Source organism: Sphingobacterium allocomposti (genome assembly GCF_008124885.1).
GTDB lineage: Bacteria > Bacteroidota > Bacteroidia > Sphingobacteriales > Sphingobacteriaceae > Sphingobacterium > Sphingobacterium allocomposti.
Genome location: NZ_VNHX01000002.1, coordinates 19300 through 41291, shown reverse-complemented (window position 1 = coordinate 41291; position 21992 = coordinate 19300). Strand labels below are relative to the sequence as shown.

The 21992-nt window shown below is 46.4% G+C and carries 17 protein-coding genes, 1 tRNA gene and 1 pseudogene; 7 read left to right on the top strand and 12 right to left on the bottom strand.

Features of this window, described 5'->3' with window-relative positions:
* The first annotated feature begins 2 nt into the window (after positions 1–2).
* On the top strand, positions 3–1382 hold the full coding sequence (locus BC792_RS01840) for an MATE family efflux transporter (protein WP_148907289.1): 1380 nt from the start codon (positions 3–5) through the stop codon (positions 1380–1382).
* A 289-nt stretch (positions 1383–1671) separates the two neighbouring features.
* Here the strand turns inward: BC792_RS01840 and def are convergent, their stop codons facing one another.
* The 5 genes from def to BC792_RS01815 all read right to left on the bottom strand — a co-directional run bounded on the left by def (position 1672) and on the right by BC792_RS01815 (position 8420).
* Complete coding sequence (def, locus tag BC792_RS01835; RefSeq protein ID WP_148907288.1) at positions 1672–2253, bottom strand: peptide deformylase; 582 nt, start codon at positions 2251–2253, stop codon at positions 1672–1674.
* A 58-nt stretch (positions 2254–2311) separates the two neighbouring features.
* A complete protein-coding gene (locus BC792_RS01830) occupies positions 2312–2878 on the bottom strand; it encodes a Crp/Fnr family transcriptional regulator (RefSeq protein ID WP_148907287.1) in 567 nt (188 codons plus the stop codon).
* Positions 2879–3074: 196 nt separating this feature from the next.
* Positions 3075–4457 (bottom strand): dihydrolipoamide acetyltransferase family protein, encoded by a 1383-nt coding sequence (locus BC792_RS01825; RefSeq protein WP_148907286.1) that lies wholly within the window; start codon positions 4455–4457, stop codon positions 3075–3077.
* Positions 4458–4652: 195 nt separating this feature from the next.
* Positions 4653–5915 (bottom strand): competence/damage-inducible protein A, encoded by a 1263-nt coding sequence (locus tag BC792_RS01820; protein WP_148907285.1) that lies wholly within the window; start codon positions 5913–5915, stop codon positions 4653–4655.
* 36 nt (positions 5916–5951) lie between these two features.
* Entirely contained in the window at positions 5952–8420 is a 2469-nt protein-coding gene (locus BC792_RS01815; RefSeq protein WP_246154772.1) for a putative LPS assembly protein LptD, read from the bottom strand.
* 341 nt (positions 8421–8761) lie between these two features.
* Here BC792_RS01815 and BC792_RS01810 point away from each other — a divergent pair, with 341 nt between their 5' ends.
* Both BC792_RS01810 and BC792_RS01805 read left to right on the top strand, forming a co-directional pair.
* Positions 8762–9589 carry an N-acetylmuramoyl-L-alanine amidase family protein gene (locus BC792_RS01810; protein WP_148907283.1) on the top strand — a complete coding sequence of 276 codons (828 nt, stop codon included), beginning with the start codon at positions 8762–8764 and terminating at the stop codon, positions 9587–9589.
* Positions 9590–9650: 61 nt separating this feature from the next.
* The gene (locus tag BC792_RS01805; RefSeq protein ID WP_148907282.1) at positions 9651–10598 is read left to right on the top strand and encodes an MlaD family protein; all 948 of its coding nucleotides are present in this window, start codon (positions 9651–9653) and stop codon (positions 10596–10598) included.
* Positions 10599–10664: 66 nt separating this feature from the next.
* Here BC792_RS01805 and BC792_RS18770 read toward each other — a convergent pair.
* From BC792_RS18770 to BC792_RS01785, 4 genes and pseudogenes are all read right to left on the bottom strand, one after another.
* Positions 10665–12068: pseudogene (locus BC792_RS18770) on the bottom strand (S9 family peptidase).
* Positions 12069–12883: 815 nt separating this feature from the next.
* Complete coding sequence (gene creD / locus BC792_RS01795) at positions 12884–14368, bottom strand: cell envelope integrity protein CreD (RefSeq protein WP_148907281.1); 1485 nt, start codon at positions 14366–14368, stop codon at positions 12884–12886.
* Between the two features lie 223 nt (positions 14369–14591).
* On the bottom strand, positions 14592–14894 hold the full coding sequence (locus BC792_RS01790; protein WP_148907280.1) for a winged helix-turn-helix domain-containing protein: 303 nt from the start codon (positions 14892–14894) through the stop codon (positions 14592–14594).
* Between the two features lie 2 nt (positions 14895–14896).
* Positions 14897–15511, bottom strand: coding sequence for a hypothetical protein (locus BC792_RS01785; RefSeq protein WP_148907279.1), 615 nt, complete (start codon positions 15509–15511; stop codon positions 14897–14899).
* Positions 15512–15664: 153 nt separating this feature from the next.
* Between BC792_RS01785 and BC792_RS01780 the strand changes: the two genes are divergently transcribed.
* From BC792_RS01780 to BC792_RS01770, 3 genes are all read left to right on the top strand, one after another.
* Positions 15665–15746: transfer RNA gene (locus BC792_RS01780), tRNA-Leu, on the top strand.
* Positions 15747–15817: 71 nt separating this feature from the next.
* Positions 15818–17152 (top strand): trigger factor, encoded by a 1335-nt coding sequence (locus BC792_RS01775; protein WP_148907278.1) that lies wholly within the window; start codon positions 15818–15820, stop codon positions 17150–17152.
* An 85-nt stretch (positions 17153–17237) separates the two neighbouring features.
* Entirely contained in the window at positions 17238–17801 is a 564-nt protein-coding gene (locus tag BC792_RS01770) for a GNAT family N-acetyltransferase (protein ID WP_148907277.1), read from the top strand.
* 72 nt (positions 17802–17873) lie between these two features.
* Here the strand turns inward: BC792_RS01770 and BC792_RS01765 are convergent, their stop codons facing one another.
* Positions 17874–19349 (bottom strand): DUF3943 domain-containing protein, encoded by a 1476-nt coding sequence (locus BC792_RS01765; RefSeq protein ID WP_170249928.1) that lies wholly within the window; start codon positions 19347–19349, stop codon positions 17874–17876.
* Between the two features lie 171 nt (positions 19350–19520).
* Here BC792_RS01765 and BC792_RS01760 point away from each other — a divergent pair, with 171 nt between their 5' ends.
* Positions 19521–20213 carry a hypothetical protein gene (locus BC792_RS01760; protein WP_148907275.1) on the top strand — a complete coding sequence of 231 codons (693 nt, stop codon included), beginning with the start codon at positions 19521–19523 and terminating at the stop codon, positions 20211–20213.
* A gap of 78 nt (positions 20214–20291) precedes the next feature.
* Here BC792_RS01760 and cysM read toward each other — a convergent pair whose 3' ends face one another.
* On the bottom strand, positions 20292–21164 hold the full coding sequence (cysM, locus tag BC792_RS01755; protein WP_148907274.1) for a cysteine synthase CysM: 873 nt from the start codon (positions 21162–21164) through the stop codon (positions 20292–20294).
* Positions 21164–21973: a serine O-acetyltransferase EpsC gene (epsC, locus tag BC792_RS01750; RefSeq protein ID WP_148907273.1), complete on the bottom strand. Its 810-nt coding sequence runs from the start codon at positions 21971–21973 to the stop codon at positions 21164–21166. Before epsC ends, cysM begins: the two co-directional genes overlap by 1 nt.
* Positions 21974–21992 lie beyond the last annotated feature (19 nt).

Sequence of the window (21992 nt, the reverse complement as noted above, 5' to 3'; positions counted from 1 at the left end):
CTATGTTACACAGATACTATAAACGGAATAAACGCTTTTACTGGAGCACGTTTGCTTTGGCCGGCCCTGTTGTCATTTCTCAGCTAGGACAGACGCTGGTACAAACAGCCGACACCGTTGTAGTCGGTAAGTTTGCCGGAACCATCCCCTTGGCTGCCGTCTCGCTCGTGCATTCTGTATTTATCGTTGTCATGGTCATCGGCTTAGGGATATCGTACGGGCTCACGCCACTCATCGCTCAGGAAAACGGCAAAGGCAACAAGGATAACTGCGGCAAACTGCTTTCCAATAGCCTCTGGCTAAATGTGGCGACGGCGATATTGCTCTTTGCTCTTGTCAACTTCGGTTCAATGTATGCTATTCAGCATATGGATCAGGACCCGCGCGTGGTCGAAACGGCTAAACCCTACTTGCTGATCCTCATGCTTTCGATCGTCCCGCTGATGGTATTTAACACGTTCAAACAGTTTGCAGAAGGGCTGGGATTTACTAAGCAGGCTATGAACATCACCATCTGGGGGAACGTACTGAACATTCTTTTATCGATCATTTTGGCGAAAGGTATGTTCGGTATCACGCCATTAGGAATTGTTGGTGTTGGCTATGCTACGTTAATTGACCGCATCCTTATGATGCTGGCCATGTCTGTCTACGTACTACGTTCCCAAACTTTCAAAGTTTATATCAATAAGTTCCGGCTATTTCACGTCGACTTTTCGCGCGTCAAAAATATCTTTAAGATCGGCGCCCCGGTAGCCCTGCAGTATGTGTTCGAGGTCGGGGCATTTGCCGCGGCGTCGCTTATTGCCGGAAAAATCGGAGCTGTCGAACAAGCCAGCCACCAGGTTGCCATTACACTGGCTGCTATGACCTACATGATGGCCAGCGGGATTGCTTCTGCTGCAACAATAAAGACGGGACACAGTTACGGGAAAGCTAACATGCAGCGCGTGCAGCGATTTGCCACCGTATCGTATCACCTCGCACTTTTTTTTATGATTATCTGTGCACTTATATTTGCAACATTTAACCAATACCTGCCCTGGCTTATCAGTAATGACGAGACCGTCATCCGTATCTCAGCACAATTGCTCATCATTGCTGGCTTATTCCAACTATTCGACGGCACACAGGTTGTCGGACTTGGCATATTACGCGGAATGGGCGATGTAAATATTCCCACATTGATCACTTTTGTCGCCTATTGGATTGTCGGTATTCCAACAGCATACCTCTTTGGCGTCTATTGGGGCATTGGGGTAAAAGGCGTTTGGTACGGACTTACCTTGGGCTTGCTGACATCTTCGTTGCTACTTTTTTTACGTTACAGGTTTATCATCAAACACCGCATGCAACACGTCCCGCCGTCCGTAGGTGATTAAAAACGACCGATCTGAAATCTTAACCGTCGGTGCTACGCGCAACCATGAAACAGCAAAACCTAATGAATGTGTTAATATTGGTTACCCGCAAAAGAATCGTCATTCTTGGGGAGGAACATATTGCCCTCCGTGTCCAATGAACTGTCGTAACGGCTATTGGTCTAATGTATGAGCAATAGCGGGTTTTATGCACTTACTGTTCAGTTAAGCACAAAGTCAGCTAAAAAGCAGAAACTTTGATTTTGGCATTTTCCCCGCTATTATACAGCTTGTTAGGTGCGGGCATTTTTTAAACGAATTTCATTGGATATTTCGTCTTAATCTGTCCTTTTGTAATCTTTTTAAGTTTGGATTCCATCAAACTTCTGGTCAATGGTTTTAGATAGTCAAGATACAAAATTCCTTCTGTGTGGTCGTATTCGTGCTGTATCATTCTTGCGGTCGTTCCGCTAAATGTCCTTGTTTGAAAGTCAAAATCTTTGTTGTAATATTCTATGCTAATCGTCCAAGGTCTTTTTACTTTTTGCGATAAATTTGGGATACTTAAACAGCCTTCTTCGTCCTCCCAAAGCTCAGCGGAACGTTCAATGATTTTTGCGTTGATAAAAGTTTCCTGTAATCCTTTGTCGTCTTTGTCAAAATAGATTTCCCTGTCCGCTTCGTCAAGATTTTCAAAAGTTGTTTTACTGTCCACTACAAAAAGTCTTATCGGAAGTCCGATTTGTGGCGAAGCCAATCCGCAACCATTGGCGTTTTTCATTGTTTCCCACATATCGGCTATTAGCTTATCCAACTCGGGATAATTCTTTTCGATGTCGTTGCACTTTTGTTTTAAAAAGCTGTGTCCGTATGCTAAAATAGGTCGTTTCATTCCTTTGCTTTTTATCGCAAAGTTCCAAATAATGAACAAGGTTGGCAATGAACCTATGTTAAGTAATCTGTCTGCGAATACGGCTCAAGCCCTGTGGCGTTATTCCGATGTAGGAAGCCACGTATTTTAGCGGAATGAATTTTAAAATATCGGGCTGTTCGCTGAACAACTTTAAATAACGCTCTTTCGCATTGTATTTAAGCAAGGACAGTTCACGTTTGCTTTTAGCCAAAAACAATTTTTCGGAAGCGAAACGTCCTAAATAATTCCCAACTTTGGTCTGGGCATACACTTTTTGCAAATCGTCAAAGGAAATTTGCCAAACAACGGTTTCCGTCAATGCCTGTAATTCGTATTCGGACGGTGTCTGCGTGAGAAAAGAATCGTAAGCACAGGTAAATTCTTTGTCGAAACTGAAATTAAAAGTCAGTTCGTTTTCGTCACCGGGAATGTAAAACCGAACGATGCCAGTTTCAACGAATGAAAGGTAATTTTCCGTTTCGCCCTGCCGTGTGATGATTTGGTTCTTGGCAAACACTTTTCTATCAAAATGTGAAGCTATAAATTCCCATTCCGATTCTTGCAGTTTTACAATTCTTTCATAGTATTCTCTTATGTGTCCCATTTTTGACGTTTTTTTGTTTTGCTCGCACCTAACAAATTGACCGGATGGCTAAGGTTTCTGAACAACGCTGTCCGTAGAGACCTGTGGAGCTCTACGGACAGCGTTGAGGTTGCGCCGGCGCGCCCCCACTTGGTAACGATGCTTAAATTGCAGTCGAGATGCCTGGCACGATGGCGCTGCAGCAGTTCCGGTTTATCTAGATCTCCCTGTTGATATCCCAGTTTTCGAGATAATCAGCTACCCTTTTCAAAAAGGTTCCGCCAAGCGCACCATCAATAACACGATGATCGTACGACATAGACAGGTACATCATGTGCCTAATGGCAATTACATCGCCGTGCTCGGTCTCCAATACTGCCGGACGTTTCTTAATCGTCCCTACGGCTAATATAGCTGCCTGCGGCTGATTAATAATCGGCACTCCCATAATGTTTCCGAAGGCACCAATATTAGAAAACGTAAACGTCCCTCCTTGCGTGTCATCCGGCTTCAGCTTGTTTAATCGGGAACGTGTCGCCAAATCGTTCACCGCCTTACTTAGGCCAACCAAGCTTAACTGATCTGCGTTTTTTATAACCGGAACGATGAGGTTTCCCGAAGGGAGGGCTGTTGCCATCCCGATATTAATGTTTTTACGCTTGATTATCCGATGTCCGTCTACCGACACGTTAACCATAGGAAAGTCCTTGAGTGCCTTACTAACAGCCTCTATAAAGATCGGCGTAAACGTGATATTCTCTCCCTCTCTCTTTTTATAACTATCCTTGATCCGGTTTCTCCAATTTACCAAATGCGTCACGTCAGCTTCTACGAAAGAAGCTACATGAGGAGACGTTTTAACACTGTTCACCATATGGTCGGCAATTAGCCGGCGCATACGGTCCATCTCTATAATCTCATCGCCGGCAGCCGAAAACGTCGGCGTCGAACTCGGCAACGGTTCTGGCGGCTGCACGGTTGATGCTTTCTCTCCTCCTGGGCCATCATTTTGCGCAACCGATGAACCTGCTGCTGTCCCACGCGTACGGAGGTAGTCTAAAATATCCTGCTTTGTAACCCTTCCTTCAGCACCACTTCCCGGTATTTTATCGAGCTCAGACTGGGTCAATCCTTCTTCATGAGCGATACTTTTAACCAACGGCGAATAGAACCTGGCACCGCCCTGGAAAATGGGGCGTTCCTCCGCTCTGACTTCCAGCAGGTCCGCCCCTGGTATGGAGTCCTGAGGCAATACGTCTCCATCCTGTTCTACGGCCGTTTCCTCATCCGTTGTGTCTATAGCGCCGGTCTCTCCTGTAGTTGCATCCTCTCCGACTACGTCTTCTGCACCGGTATCCCCATCTACTTCTAACCAGGCAATAACCTCACCCACCTGAACCACCTCATTTTCTGAAAAACAGAGCTTAACCAGCTTTCCTTCTACGGGCGCGGGCACGTCCGAATCCACCTTGTCGGTCGCTATTTCCACAACCGCCTCGTCCTCCTGAACAAAATCACCGATACGCTTAACCCATTTCGTAATGGTAGCTTCTGACACGCTTTCTCCCATCTTCGGAAGCACCAATTTATATATTCCCATATGAACCCGTTCGTTGAATGATTTACTAAATTAACATTTAATCTACTTAATACCCATAAACAAACTTAGATAAATTGCCGTTAGGTGCAAAATAACCGCGTTTATATAAAAGCAATTTATCGATCTCTCCTCTGCCATCAAGAACTTTTTTATAGAGAAAAATATAATATTCTGCCGAGCAAAAATACAAAAACATTATTCCGTAGACGTTAGATGTTCTTTTTGAAACAGATTCCACAACATCGTTAGCCCCGCCATGGTGGTACGCTCGATATTCAGGACCCTGTCATTTCTAAAATGATAGGTCCGTACCTGTGTCTCTCTTCGTCCTACGACAGCGATACACACCGTCCCCACAGGTTTTTCAGCGGTACCTCCCCCCGGTCCGGCAATTCCGCTCGTAGCGATGGCGTAGTCGGTGTGAAACAACTTTTTTACCCCCTCAGCCATTTCTTTCACCGTTTGTTCGCTCACTGCTCCATAATGTTCGAGGGTGGATCGCGAAACGCTCAACAGTTCCACCTTCGCTTCGTTAGCATAGGCGACAACCGTTCCGTTAAACATAGCGCTGGCTCCGGCTACCTGTGTAATCTGGGCTGAAATACGCCCACCTGTACAGCTTTCGGCCGTCGCTACACTAACCTGGTGACTTTTGAATGTATGTACGATGACTTCTTCAAACGAAACATCGGCCTGGGCAACCACATACTTTCCTAAGCGCGATTTCACTTGATCAACAAAGTTGGCCGTCTCCTCTATCAACCGTTTCAGGTCTGGACCAACAGCCGTAAAACGCAATCGGACTGATCCTATACCAGGCAGATAGGCCAGCTTAAGATACGCAGGCATCTGCTCTTCGATATCTGTGATCTCGCGCGCCAAATGCGACTCGCCAATACCAACGGTCAATAGATAAGCATTATGCACGAACGTGTCCTGTTGGTATGACCGAAGAGCCGGCAGTACGCGATGCTCCATCAGGAATTTCATTTCGAATGGTACACCGGGCAAGAAAGCAAAATATTTACCGTTCTGTTGTATGGACATGCCGGGTGCTGTTCCCACGTCATTAAACAAAACAAGGGCATTAGCCAGCACATCGGCTTGCCTCCTGTTTATCTCGGGCATATCGCCGTAGCCAGCTCTTTCAAATATGTTTTCCACATGCGCCAATACAGCTGGATCACGCACCAAGGTGGTATTGAAGTAAGCGGCAATGGCTTCCTTGGTCACATCATCTTTCGTCGGCCCTAGTCCGCCGGTCACCAAAATAATGTCGGCTCGCTTTTCCGCCTGTCCGAGCGCATGCTTTATCGCTCCGGCTGCATCGGGGATCGACGTAATCTGTACTACCACAATATGCAGCTGGGCAAGCTGCTGAGCCATCCAGGCCGAGTTGGTATCAACAATCTGCCCATTGAGTATTTCGTCTCCTATAGTAATGATTTCTGCCGTCATAAAAAATGAACGTTAAAGTTATACGGAAAGCTTAGCTTAGTATATGTAATGGCTCTCCCGTTTCGTTAACTTCAGATCCTGAAGGACCGACGCTTTAGCCCGAATGGTAATGTTATAGCTTTTATACTGGCCGAAGGGCGTCCAGCCTATTGACATGTCCCAGCAATGCAGGTCGCGGTAAATGCTAAACCGGGTAAGAGAAAGCGCCTGCTGGCGGAAGTCGTACCCTGTATTGAACTGCACCTTCCATTTTGGTGTAACGTTGAAGTCTCCGTTTAGATTGACCGTCGCTGTAACCACGCTTCGCATCCGACGCTGCTCCCTCTCCCACGTCTGGCTGTAATTCATACTAAACGAGCCGTTTAAGTTCCAAGGGATATTAAAGTCAACGAACGCATTTGGGTCGGTGCTAATACGCGCCAATGCCTCCGCTTGTTCCTGCGTCATATTGGGCATCTGATTGCGTAAAGAGTCGATGTTATTGTTGCGGCTTTTGTTTGCCTGTGGGTTGAGACTGTAATCAAAAGATAGTCCGAAGTTGGTCAACCGTGCCAGCTTCCCGTCCTGCAATGCAAACCGGTTTACGCGGATCCCTTCCTCATTGACGACGTACGGATCAAAAGATCCGTTGAAATTTAAATTGATCTTTTCGCCGAACAGGGAGGTTCGACCTGAAAAACTAATCGTTGACAGCTTTAGCGAGTCGGCCATAAAGTTGTAGTTTCCGCTAAAGGTTAAGCCTTGAAGAATCTTCACTTTCTTGATACCGTTCCCCGTTGTATCGTTAGCCGTCCGGATTTTCGCTTCAACATTATTATCGATGGAAAAGCCTATACCCATTGACTTTCCCGCGCTGGGCGATCCATAGATTCCCCGCTCAAAAATGGAGTATCTTTCCAATGCGCCGTTCTCGTTGACAAACTCCCGATAAAAGCCATACCTCGGATCGGAAAAGTCGGGCCGATAATTTAAGTTGACCGACGGTGTTATGACGTGACGGATGGCCTCGATCTTTCCCATCTTAGGGTACATACCATACACCTTTGTCGACAACCCCGAAGACACCGAATAGTCATACGCCCTGCGGAAGCCTTGTACCGTGTCCACGACCTGCTCAAACCCGTCTACCCGATTGATAAGGCGTTTACGCGTAGATTGCAGATACCAGCGCTCTGTATAGTTCACGGAGGTGTTGAACTGAAAATATTTAAAAGCGTTTAAGGTCAAAGCTATGGGGATATTGTGCTGAAAACCGTTCGTAAAGTTCTTCAGGCTTTCCTTACTGAACAGCACGGAGTCGCCGGCAGATATGGTGTTACGTCCCTGCAGACTGTATCCTACCGTAATCCGCTGATACCACTTCTGATCGCCAACCCGGTCTTTAGAATCAAAAGGGTTAAATGTAGAGACGTTCAAACTGAATGATGGTAATTCTAGATCCACTCTACCCGACGCCATATCCTGTCTATGACTTAAGCTAGACGTAAAGTTTACCTTGCCGTCGGCAAAAACCTTTCCATAAGAAATAGACGAGGACATGTTATTCCGCGTGATATCTTCGATACTGTTGGCCTGATTAAAACCCGTGTTTTGAAAGTACGAAGCGGTACCAAAGTTGACTGAGGCGGAAAACGACGTTCCCGGATTGGCCTCTTGCCGTTGCGTATGGTTCCACGTCACGTTAAAATCCTTGTTTGTTCCGAAACTTGGGGTTCCCTCCACCCCCACTTTAGTCGCCGCATAACGGATATTAAATCCTCCACTGTATTTGTAGTTAACCAAATAGTTTGTACGGACATTTGCTTCCCACGATCCTTTGGAATATAAACTACCCCGGATCTCAGAATCCCAGTAATCGTTAAATGCGAGATACCAGCCGATGTCACGCATGGAAAATCCCCGCGTTGCATCCTCGCCGAAGGAAGGAAATAAAAAGCCCGACGCACGCTTGTTCTGCCTGGGAAAGAAACCAAAGGGTATCGCTAAAAATTTAATCGGGATATTCTCCACCACGAGATAAGCTGGCCCCACAATAATGTGCTTCCCGGCCATCAGACCTTTCGTAAACTGTATGCCAAAATGTGTATGAGGATACGGTAAATTACAAGTGCTATACATGCCCGTTTTTAGGGACAGTTCATCATAGAGGTTCTTCCGCACAATCTTAGCCTGTACGTAAGCGCCGTCTTGCTCGGTCATTATCCCGTAAGTGTTCCCTTCGCGGGTCTTGTAATCGTACAACAACGAGTCTACCGTTTTAGGCGTGTCTCCCGGAAAAATAACAACCGGCCGTCCAACATACTTGCCATTGTGGTCCACGACTCCGCTGGCAAAAAGTTCGTTCGTATTCCGATCCAGGCGGATGTAGTCAGCAGCAAGCTCAAACTCCTGGTATTTTACCTTAGCTCCCTTATATAAATGAAGAATATTTTTGTTAACCTGATTCCAGGAGGAGTCGTTGGCGACAATCGTGACGACTGTTTCCAAACCATCCTGATCTTTCATTACAACAGTATCCGTACCCTGTGTGGTCCTTAAGTGATTTTTTGTTGTGTCCGGCACAATTAAACTCGTGTCCGGTACGTTAGAATTGTTAGTTTTTGAAGGCTCCACTACCTGAGCATACGTAGTTAGGGATGCTGTAAACAAAAACAAAATGCTACAGAAAAAACAAGTTAACGCCTTCAAAGTTAATTACGAATGTTATTTTTGTGTGAATTTAAACTTCTTTGGCAAAAATAGTCAAAAAACATTTAGAAAACGTGGACGATGAACACGAATAAAAAAATAATTTTGCGCTATTTTGCACATTAATTTAAACGACGATACGAGAGGATATTATACACATGACAAAAAAATTAAATGTAAAAAATTTAAGTATAGTTGTTACAGCAATTTTTACGTTAACCTTTTCCAGCGCCTCCAAACCCTTTTATCCTGCGTCGCAGGAACCCGCCAATGTTCCTCAGAAGGTAAGAACAATTGTCCTTGATGCCGGACACGGAGGACACGATTATGGCGCCCGCGGAAGGCAGTCGAACGAAAAGGACATCGCACTGAGTGTGGCACTGAAGTTGGGTAAGAAAATCGAAGGTGAGCTGCCCGGCGTAAAAGTTGTATTCACGAGAAAAACCGATGTTTTCATCCCCCTATACGAACGGCCGGCCGTCGCCAACAAGAACCAAGCAGATCTTTTTATCTCCATTCACTGCAACTCAGCAAATACCAGTAAACGTAAAAATCCATCTGTCCGGGGAACAGAAACATTTGTCTGCGGTTTTAACCGGCTCGGCTCGCAGGACGTAGCTATCCGCGAAAATGCTTCGATTTTGTTGGAGGACAACTACAAGGAAAATTATGGGGGATTCGATCCGAAAGACCCATCAAGTATGATAGTATTCCAACTGATGAAAAACCAATACCGCCGTGAAAGCATCAAGCTAGCTTCTTACATGCAGGACGAATACGCCAAATCCGCCCGCAATAACCGCGGGGTGCAGGAGCTGTCGTTAGCGGTGTTGGCAACAGCGGGAATGCCATCGGTATTAACCGAGATCGGTTTTATAAGCAGCCCTACAGAAGAGGAATATATGTTGTCTTCTTCCGGTCAGAATGAAATTGTAACAAATTTATTTAACGCAATAAAAACATATAAAACAGCCGTAGAACGATAAACATTTAGTACATTAGTTTGTTGTTATTGCATAGTAAATTTAACATTATTCAGACCTCATTTTGAAGATAACGAACGAAACAAGAGTTGGCATCATTACGGTCGTTGCCCTTGCACTATTATTTATAGGTTATAACTTTTTAAAAGGAAACGACGTTTTCAGCAACGAAAACGAGTTCTATACAGATTATGATAATGTCGATGGCCTTACAGTTTCCAAACCGGTTGTGGTAAACGGCTATCAGATTGGCCGGGTTTCGAGAATGGAGCTCCTCGAGAACGGTAAGATACGTACCCACTTTAAGATAAAAAAAGACTATAAGATCCCCTCGAACTCCGTAGCCCGTATTGTCAGCGCTGACCTTCTGGGAAGCAAGGCCATTGTATTCGAGTTGGGAAACAGCAAAACAATGGCAAAGGACGGAGACCCTCTTCTGTCGGACGTGCAGGCCAACCTGCTTGAAAAAGTGGAGCCACTTCAAAAAAAGGTGGAAAACCTGGTCGTCAAACTCGATTCTGTATTGTCCGCCGTCAACACCGCTTTGGACAAGGAGTTCCAACGCGACTTTAAAAGTAGCCTGCACAGCATTGCCATATCATTAAACAACATGGAGCGCATTACCAGCGATGTGGAGGGCCTTATGGGATCGGAAAAGGTCCGCCTGGTGAAAATCATGCAAAACCTGGAGTCTATTACGAATAACTTTAAAAATAATAACGATAAGATCAATGCGATTCTGGCGAATCTGGACCACCTGTCGGAGGACCTCTCAAAAACGGAGATTAAGGCAACTATTGACAACGCCAACCTGGCAATGAAAGAGGTACAGGCAATCACGGCAAAAATCAACAACGGCGAAGGATCCATAGGCCTGCTGCTCCACGATGATAAGCTGTATCACAATCTAAACAGTGCATCCTCCGAGTTGGACGCATTGGTAAAAGACGTGAAAGAGCGGCCAGGGCGTTATATCCGCTTAAGCATTTTCGGAAAAAAAGACACGAAATAGGCATATTACCCGCCATCAAAGACGCTGTTTCCCTGATAGCGGGTAATACCAACGCACTCCCGCCTTCTACAATGTTTCTTTTAGCCAGCTGAAGAACTCCCTTTGCCACACCTGTGCATTGTGCCCGGAAAGAACCCAGTGATTCTCATCCGGCAGATATACCAACCGGCTCTTAATGTTCTTTAGCTGCGCCGCCTGAAACGCCTCCAACCCTTGGCCGATCGGCACACGGAAGTCCTTGCCTCCCTGAAAGATCAAAATCGGAGTATCCCACTTGTCAATGTGTTTTATCGGATTGAACTCGGTGTAAGTTTTATGGTTGCCCGGCTCCCAATAGGGTCCGCCTAAGTCATAATTTGCAAAAAACAGCTCTTCCGTTGTTCCATACCAGGAGGTCATATCAAACAGACCACAGTGGGAAATAAACGATTTAAAACGTCCATTATGAACCCCGGCTAGCATAAATACCGAATATCCGCCGTAGCTCGCTCCAACAGCCCCCAGCCGCGCAGTATCGACGTAAGGCTCCTTTGCTAAGTCATCTATCGCTGACAGGTAGTCGCGTATAGCCTGCCCACCTCAGTCTTTGCTTATATCATGATTCCATTTCACGCCCCACCCCGGCATGCCCCTCCGGTTGGGCAGGATAACGATGTACCCCTGCGATGCCATCAGCTGGAAGTTCCATCTATAGGAATACCCCTGCGTCGTCGCCGACTGCGGCCCTCCCTGACAGAACAGCAGCACAGGGTATTTCTTTCCCGGATCAAAGTCGGGCGGATAGATCACCCAGGAAAAAAGATCGGCGCCATCAGAAGCCTTGGTGAAACGCCCTACGACTTTGGTCTCGGCAAGCCTGCCAAATATAGCATCGTTTACGTGTGTAATTGCAGCAAGCGTCCGTTTTTTCAAATGGTAGAGGTATACTTCGGCCGCCCGCGTCATCGTTGTTGATGTGACCACCAGCCCTTCTTCCGTCTCCCCGACGATCGCGCCAATGTCACATGCGCCATCGCTTATCTGCTGCACATGGGGCACCGCTTTCTTTCTTCTAGATAGGTTAACAGCGAACAGCTGCACCGTTCCTCTGGTAGGGGCTGTAAAGTATATTTTGCTTCCGTCTTTACTCCAGACAAAAGAATTAACGGTTCCGTCCCAGGCCTCGGTCAGGTTGATACGCTTACCCGAACTGGGGTCAAGCAAGATAATATCGTTCTTATCGGCTTCGTACCCGTCGGTTTTCATGCTAAGCCACGCGAGCTGCTTCCCGTCCGGACTATACATGGGGTGCGTATCGTATCCGTTAAGGCCCTCGGTAAGGTTCGTCGTCGTCTTAGATACCAAATCATATTGATAGATATCCGTGTCCGTACTTGTTGCATAGTCCTTTCCAAATTTTTTCTTGCAGACGTATAGCACGGCTTTGCTGTCGGCGCTCCATGTAAAGTCGTCCGCACCGCCGAAGGGCATCTGCGGACTATAGAAAGGTTCCCCCTCCAAAATATCAATAGCTTCGCCGACCCGCCCATTGTCATACGGTGCTACGAACGGGTGGTTGAACTTTCCATCGTGGAATGTGTCCCAATGGCGGTAATCGAGATCGTCATAAATGTAGACATTGGATTGGGGAAGGTCCTCGTATTTATCCGTACTGTGGTATTTCTTGAGGAGGACGCGCCTACTAAAAAGGATATACTTACCATCCGGCGACAATTTTACGTTTTCCAATCCGCCTTCGACATCGGTAAGCTGTCTCGCGGCTCCCCCTTGCAACGGTTTCGACCACAGCTGTCCTTTGAAAAGGTAGACCACTTCACCCTGTTCCGTGATCTGAACAAGGGATTCGCCCCCCGGTTCATCCGTTAGCTGTGTAGCTGCGCCTCCCTGAACAGGAATGACAAAAAGGTTTTTCTCCGATTTATTCTCCCCAAAGCTATAGTTGGAAACACCGTATACCAAATACTGTCCATCCGGCGACACGCCTTCAGCCGAGACCCTCCCCAGCTCCCAAAGCTTCTGGGGTGTCATGACGTCCTTTTTCAACTGATGTAATTTATTCGTTATTAATGGTCGGTCTACACGGGAGTCCCGCGTATCCTGCGCGTGAGCATACGCACAAAAAATAAGTGCGCACGTCAGTACCGATAGTTTATTCATATCTTTTTGCTTAGCTGGGCTAATTTAAGAAATGTAATCCCTATCCCGAAATCCCCGACGCCAAAGGATATACACAAAGGTGAAATAAAACTGAGCTTGCCAGACAATAGACCCCATTGTAAATTCTTTTAATCGTTTTTTTCAAACTGAAACCAATGAATACGAAGAGACAACCTCATCAGGACGGCTAGAATGATAAACATCCCCACAGCACCGACGACCAGCGAGAAGTCCTGCAGTTGCATCAACACATAGACGAAAGCGTAGAAAATCGTCAATATACTGCTAAAAAGATAGCTAATCCGTGGCTGCTTGGTTATCCCCCATATAAAGGACGCTATCAACAACGTCGTGGCGACCGCCGATATCAGATAAGCCCAGTTGAATCCCAAATGCTCACCAATGGCAAGCAAGAGGGAATAAAAAAGAACCATTGCACAGCCTATAAGAATATATTGAACAAGATGTATACGACGCCGTTTGATGATTTCCGTAAAAAACAGCGATGCGAAAGTCAATGCGACGACCAGTATTCCATATTTGGCAACGCGTGTGGTTTTTTGATAGTTATCAACCGACGGTATAAAATAGACTTCAACCATATCCTGCGCAGTTGACGTACCGAACCCGCGCGAACCTTCGTCGCCGGCAATAGCCGGCGCAGTAGGCGCCGAAGAAGGTGCATCGCCATAAGCGGCCAGCGGATCTATCACATAAAGTTGCGTCTTAAAGCCCGTCCATTGTTGCGGAAACTTACGTCCATATCCGGGTATCCGCCAAACCGCCTGAAAGGAATCGCCCCCCGTTTGTCTCTCTTCGGGTAAAAATCCGCCACCAAAACTCGGGCTGGACCACGTTCCACTTATCTTTACGGAAGTTTCCTCCGCAGAAGGGAGAACCGATAATCCACGTGCGCCGCGGATGTCCATTTGGATCGAGAATCGACCCTTAGTCGACCTCTCCGATAGGTCTATATCAGCCTCAAGCGTGCGCTCAAACAGATGCACGTTACTGTTTCCCATTCCAAACGATAGCTGTTGTCCTTCCCAGATTAGTTTAGGGGTGGTTGTTAGGCCCTTCAAATCGCTAAGACCTATAAACATTTTGGCCTTCTCCCAGTGAAGCTCGACATTTTCTATTTCCAGTTTTGAAAAGTCGATTTCGTCAAAGTGTCCCTGTATCTGCGCTGTCGCCTGATATACCACCGTCCGGTAGATACCTCTTTTTAAATACGTCGGACTTACCTTAGACACGAACGACGTATTTTTAGCCGCCAGAAAGATATAATCTTTGTCCAGATAAGCTTCTGTCTTGTTCCGGCCGTTTTCATCTACAGCACCGACCTGTCGCATAACCGTGTACGGCACCCCGATTATAGGGCCGGACAGAACCTGGGACTCGCCCCATTTACTTGCGATTTCACGCTCCACGCCTCGCTCCCGATCGTGCCTCTCCGCTATCAGACCGTTTACCCATTCCATGGGAATTAGGAGAAACAGCAACAGGATGAGCATCGTGACTAGTTTCACGGCAATGGAATTCGTCAATTTTTCGAAAAATGACTGTTGCTCTACCTCACGGGTAGAAGGCTGTTGTGATTTTGAATTTTCCATACAATTGTCTTTATCTTATGTTAGCCATTATTCCATACGTTAAAGAAAACGCGCATCGTCTCGTACAGACAGCTCTTCTCAAGGCGGCATTGATCCCGCGGACGTGCTCTACCTAAAGGCCTCGAAGTCTCGCAGCCTCCAAACACGTCCGCGAGGCCGGCCGGAACCATTTGACGATCAAAACAAAGAACTTTGTTTTTCAAAGTTGGAAACTAAAAAAAAGCTATCTTCCCTGTTGTCTAATTAAGCTCTCCAGCGCAGTCAAATGGTTCTCGAACGCTTTTTTGCCTTGTTCGGTACGGCGATAACGCGTATTAGGTTTCCTATCAATAAACCTTTTTTCCACAGTGATGTACCCCTCTTTTTCGAGCGTTTTTAAATTCGATGCTAAATTCCCATCTGTCACTTCAAGTAATTCCTTTAATGAATTAAAATCGTACTCATCGTTAGCAACGAGAATACTCATGACCTGTAAGCGAACCCTGTTCTCAAAAACTTTATCGTAAAGCGAAAGGTCTAACGCCACCTTTATTCGTATTTTTTATAAACAATAAAACCATATATCATATGCAGCAGGCCGAATCCCGCCGCCCAAAGCCACAATCCGTACCCCGGAAGCAACAAAGCTAGCAAACCTAACATAATTTCCAAAAGCCCCAGCCAGCGCACCTCTTTAAATGTATAGACGCTGCCCGCCGTTAATGCCAGTCCGTAAAATACCAATAAGGTAGAAGCGACCAACATATAATAACCTTTAATAACCCAAATAATGCAGACGATGCCCCCTGTTACCAGCGGAACCGCCAGTGCAAATAACAGCGATCTACTTGTCACATTCCATATAGACTGTTTAATCCGCCTGGCTTTGCGTCCGGCCATCCATATACCTGTTAAAAGAGAAGCGGCTAACACAGCAAGGGCCAGCAGAATCAGAAAAGTTACGGTGCTTTTATCAATGGTTCGTTCCTGATAGTCAAGTCCGCTTTGAATGCCGTCGATTTTAATATATGCCAAAGCCGCGCCCAGAAGCGCATAAAGGCCAATAAGTATACCTGACAGTCCGGAAATAGATATAAACTTCGAAGACTTCTCCATCATGGAGCGAATGTGTCCAATTTCTTTAATTAAATCGTCTTGATTCATAAAAAGCACTTTGTTATTCAAAGTAAATGAATATAAAACACTTATGCAAGAGAAAAATTTTTTTATGATTTTTTTTAAAAATAATATCAAAAAAGACTTGCAAGATATCATTTCGGTTCCTATCTTTGTGCCACAATAAAAGTCCTAATAACTGCGGAAGTGGCGTAATTGGTAGCCGCACCAGACTTAGGATCTGGCGCCGCAAGGCGTGGGGGTTCGAGTCCCTTCTTCCGCACTTGATGTCCTCCCGAACTTAAGAACTCGGGAGGATTTTTTTTGTAAAATGCGTAAAAGCTAAACGAGAGTATGAATATTTCACACCAAAAAGTTGACGACGTCAACGCAAACATCAAGGTTGAATTAACACCGGAAGACTATAACCCTTCGGTTGATAAAGCCATCAAAGAACAAGCGAAAAAAGCAAAATTACCGGGCTTCCGCCCAGGTATGGTTCCTGCTGGTCACATCAGACGGACATACGGGAAAGCTATCTTATTCGACGAAATCAACAAACTTGTTAACGATAAGATCGCTGAATATATTGGTGAGAACAAATTAGAAGTATTGGGACAGCCACTTCCCGTAGAAAGCGACGCTGATGCCGTTTATAACTGGGATTTTAAAGATACTTTTTCGTTTAATTATGAAATTGGTTTAGCGCCTGAGTTCGACATCCCCTTCACACAGGAAACCGAGTTTACCGCTTACGATATCAAGGCAGACGAAGCAACATTAACAGAAAGGGTTAAAAATTTACGTCGCAGCTACGGTAAAATGACGAACCCCGAGGTTTCTGAAGAAGGTGACGTCTTATATGCAACCTTAAAGCAGGATAAAGAGGGTGGCATTGAAAACACAGCTTCTGTACGGACAGATATTATCGAAGATGCCAAAGTGAAAAAAGCACTGATAGGACTTAAGAAAGACGACGTTGTTAAAGTCGACCTTAAGAAGGCTTTCAAACAGGCCGACCTTGCCCGCATCTTGGGAATTACGGAAGATGAAGCGAATGAGCTGGATGTAACGAAGTTTGAAGTAACGGTTAAAAACATCAACCGTCTTGAAGAGGCCGATTTGAATCAGGAGTTTTTCGATAAACTATTTCCTGCAGGCGAAGTCACCAAAGAAGAAGAATTTCAGGCAAAAGTAAAAGAAGAAGTAGAGAACCTGTTCAAACAAAACGCCGACCAAAAGCTACGCAACGATATGTACACCTTTGGCATGGATAAAGTCGAGGTGCAGTTTCCTGAAGCTTTCCTGAAAAAATGGTTAAAGGCGACTAATCCAAACATTTCTGATGAAGAGTTGGAAGAGGGTTTTGCTGACTTCCTAAGTAACTTAAAATGGACAATTATTGAAAACCGCATCGTCACAGCCAACAGCTTAGAGGTAAAATACGATGAAGTAATCAGCATGGCGAAAGAACGGATTTACGCTCAAATCAAGATGTATAACATCAATGAAGAGCCAACAGACGATCAGTTGAATCAGTTCGCCATCCAGCTATTACAGGACAAAGAGCAAGCCAACAGGCTTTTTGAAGAAGCGAAAGCTCTTAAAGTTTTCAACTATCTGAAAGAGAACGTGAAGTTGAACACGAAGGAGATCGACTACGTAGACTTCGAAAAATTAGACAAATAAGTTTAATCCATATAACAGAAGAAGGCTGCCGTAGGGTAGCCTTTTCTGTTTCCTAGCGAGTTGTAAAAAATATAACCATTTCAAGATGATCCGGATTCGAAAAGCCACCCCCGCCGATGCTACGGAAATTGCTCCCATCATGCTTTCGGCCATGGAAGACATTATATATTACTTTATCGGAAAAAACGATAAAAAAGAAGCTCTAGATTTTCTAACGCGTCACATACGCCGCCCTTCAAACCAATATTCGTATGAATATATTTTCGTTGCCGAAGCGGACGGACAGCTCGTTGGACAGATCTGCCTGTACCCCGGAGCTGATCTGCAAAGGCTACGTCATCCCGTGCTCCTCGATCTCGCCTCTACATACGATCGGACACTCAAGCTGCCGGCAGAGACGCAATCAGGCGAAGTCTATATCGACACCATCGCCGTTTCGCCCGGATATCAGGGCCGTGGGATCGGAAAAATGCTACTGCTGTACGCCGTCGACCTTTTTGTAAAACGAAACCAACAGGTGTTGGGACTCCTGGTAAATCTAGACAACCCCTTGGCCAAAAAGCTCTATCTGAATATCGGCTTTACCATTGTAAACCGCGTACATATATTTGGAGCAGAGATGGAACACCTCCAGTACAGTATTGGTTGACGAAGTACCAACTCTTCTTCTGCAGCAGCAATGTCGACTGTCCTTAGCCACGCCTCCAGACCGGGCCCGTTCCTAGAACCGGACATTATAGCCAAGTGATAGGCGGCCTGACGGAAACTTTCTGTTAAAGTCCTCATACTGTTCATCCTTGAAATGACCTTCTAGTGCAAAATACCCGGAACTGACGTTTAATGAAAAATTCCGGATAATACGCAAACTCACTTCCAACGTCGCCGCATGCAAAACATAGTACGACTCGTTGCCGCTGATGGTGAAGAATACGCCGCCATTATAGTCGCCCGTTATCAGTAACCTTCTTAATACGCTCAGTTCGCCCCGATATCGATAGCTGGCTCCCGAACCATAGTTGTAATTTCGGCTGGCTCCATAGAGCAGATACGGATCCGGCACCGCAGCCAGTAAAACAGCACCGACACCAACGTTCATGTTAAACCTATTTGACTTTTTGTAGCGGAACTCCGAGGTCCAGTTATAGTTCAGGCTCTGCGCGCCATAGAAGAAGGCGTCATTGTTGTAGAAATCATAGTTGGCACTTAATATCCCGTAATGGGTCCCTCCTTTGCTTTTAAAAAATCTGTTACCGTAAAGTAAGGCGTGCACATTCACAGCGTTTATAAATGAACTATCTCCTTTGCCCAGTTCCAGATTCACATAGAACTGGTCAAACGGCCGTTTAATATTCTCCGGTCCGTTGCTGTACCACAAGCGGAGACGCCCATATGATCCGTTTTTTCCCTTTTCCAGAATATCTCCCTCCCGGGCATCAAAACGCCTGACGCCAACATTTACCTCTGCCCAGACCGACGATGAGTCTGAAGCATTATAGCTGTCCACCCTCCCCCATTTACCGTCCAGCAGACGGTTTAGTCCGTTAATAGGATTAACGAAAAAGGCACCGATTTCGTTGGACACCATTGCACGCCGATTCCGGCTGGCGCGCCCCAGGATGTTACGGGCTAACCGGTGTGTCATCTCGCCAAGGACAATTCCCCCAAAAGTGGTGTTCACCAAGTCGTTGATGGATGGATGCTGGGTCTCTCCCGCCGTTTCCCAGATATAGCTTCCGGCAAAAGTTGCAATACTGGATTCATAAAAATTGTATCCGTTGCTACGGAACGCATTAAAGTAAAGCTGCCCGTGGTAAGGATGGTCGATCTGGTTGGTCGTAAACTGATTGTCGTCCCAGTCCCACGCGGAAATCCGCTGATGGTTAATAAAGTTTTTGAAGGTAATGTACGAATAAGGATCCTTCGTGATAAAACGGTTGAATAACGCTGGAAACGCCTGGGCCAGAAACCATTCGGAACCGGCGCGCCAAAACTTCTTTTCTCTCTGCGGTTCTTTCGTATGCTGTGCAAATCGGGGTAATGCGTCTGCCCGTTTTTGAACAAACCACTTCCTTCCCGTTGTGTCCAGCAACCGTAAGCTGGTGTCTACACCCTCAAGCGCGGAAAAATGTTGCGCATTGCAGCAAAAGGATAACAATGCTGAAAACGCCGGTAAAAAAAGGTAGTGCCGTAATTTCATGATCGTGTTACCCTGCAAAGATAATTTTTGTATCCCGCCGCTACAAAGACAGTAAAAAAACATACCCCGAAATGACACAGCCCCCATCGACAGAAGTGTGCATATCGGCCCTTTTGTAAAACATGTTAACCCGTAAATTGTTATATTTATACAAAATCAATACTTGATATCATGAAAAAGCTAACCTTAGTTATCTTAGCAATCTGTATAAGCCTCGCTACTTACAGCCAGGAAACAGCCGCCATACGGGGAGTTTTCACAAAGGAAAGCGGAGATACAACGATAATCTGGATGTTCGCCGACGGCTACTGCTCGAAGACCGCATACCGGGATCAGACATACATATCAACCTTGGGGGGTCCCTTTTCCTATACGGCAGGCAACTTGGCTGTTCAGGTTGAATATGCCGATGCTGACTCAAGTTTAGTAGGACAGAGGAAAAATTTCCCATTAACCATAGCCGCAACGGGGGCGCAGGAAGGGGACGGCATCTCCTGGAAAAAAGCAGACGCGAAGTCGCAGCCCTTAGACGGACTATGGCGAATTACGGGAAGGAAGCAAGGAGACAAGATGGGGACAATAACCCGTGGCGACCGGAAAACCATTAAACTTCTGGTTGACGGCTATTTTCAGTGGATAGCAATAAACCCTGCAGTTAAAGGGTTCTATGGCACCGGAGGAGGGCATTACACCTTTCAAGACGGCAAATATAGCGAGCATATCTTGTTTTTCTCCCGGGACAATTCGCGGGTCGGGGCGCATCTATCGTTTGACGGAAAGCTGGAAGGTGATGATTGGCATCACAGCGGTAAAAGCTCTAAAGGGGATCCTATATACGAGATCTGGAGCCGGGACAATAAATAAGCGATCACCTATTGGCAGACAGGGAGGCCATGCGCCATATGACCTCCCCCTCTCTCCTACATAGCAATGAGAGCACAGTTATCCAAATAAATCGGAGCTAAGGTAACGGTCGCCCCGGTCACAGGCAATAAACACGATAAGCCCCTCTTTTATATCGTCAGCTACCTGAAGTGCCGCATGGAAGGCTCCTCCAGTACTCATTCCAGCAAAGATACCTTCACGCCTCACCAGTTCTCGGGCACGGCGTGTAGCATCATCCTGCGCAATGTCGATCACCCGATCCACACGCGAAGGATCAAAAATCTTCGGCAGATATTCTTTTGGCCACCGCCGGATACCCGGGATCGACGACTCTTCAGTAGGCTGACACCCTACAATCTGAATAGCGGGGTTCTTCTCCTTCAGAAACATAGAACATCCCATAATCGTCCCCGTCGTTCCCATAGCGCTCACAAAATGCGTAATCTCTCCGGCGGTATCGCGCCAGATTTCCGGGCCTGTTGTTTTAATGTGCGCGCCGTAATTGTCGGGATTGGCAAACTGGTTTAATATGAAATAGCCGCCCGTTGCGCCTTTTTCCTCCGCATAATCGCGGCAGATCTCCATCGATTCCAACAGCGTGACTTTAGCTCCGTAAGCCTCCATGGTCAACGTTCGCTCCCGCGTCGAAGTAGAAGGCATAACCAATTCCAGTTCTAAACCGTATAGGCTCGCAATCATCGCAAGCGCAATACCCGTATTGCCCGAAGTCGCCTCAATAAGTTTCGTGTCTTTCGTAATCTCACCCCGCTCAAGAGCTGAACGGATCATATTTAATGCCGCCCGATCTTTCACCGACCCTGCGGGGTTATTGCCCTCCATCTTCGCAAAGATCCGTACATCAGGATTTTTGTGGAACCCACGTATTTCCACTAAAGGGGTATTTCCAATGGTATCTATTAAGTTTCCCATTATGCAATAGGTTTAGAGTCAATAAATTTGGAATTCGGTTGATGATAAACAGTTGTATAGGGATCTATACTGGACGTCAACCAGACGTTTCCACCGACCACGGAGTGGTGTCCTATGACAGTCTGTCCTCCAAGAATGGTCGCTCCCGCATAGATAATCACATGATCCTCGATCACTGGATGCCGCTGCGTGTTTGCCATATTTTTCTCCACGCTGAGAGCACCCAATGTTACTCCCTGGTACAGCTTGACATGATCTCCAATGATACACGTTTCACCGATGACCAGCCCCGTGCCATGATCAATGTAAAGATAACGGCCAATCCGGGCACCCGGATGGATGTCAATCCCCGTTTTCGAATGCGCGTGTTCGGTCAAAATACGGGGAATAAGCGGCACTCCGTGCACCCACAGTTCGTGGGCAAGGCGATAGATACAGATGGCGGTAAAACCCGGATACGTACGGATCACCTCACGGAGGCTCTGCGCTGCAGGATCGCCCTGCATAATCGCCTCTGCGTCGGTCAGCATGACCTCGTATATAGCGGGCAATCCGACAAAAAACTCGTCAGCTATGCGCTCATTGTTGCAGTGCGAACAAGCCTTTGTCTTTTGCAACAGCTCCAACAGCTCTTCACGTGCCTCGTCAAACGCCTGACGCACCTCCTCCGCACTGTCAAAGTGCAGTGAACCCCGCTCCGGAAACAAAAGATGCAGTACATGCATTGCCCAACTCGCTATGCGCGCATTGCTGGGCATATCCTGCGCTTCCAACTGCTTCCGGTAAATATGTTGATAAAAATCTTCCATGAACGATGATCTCAAGATT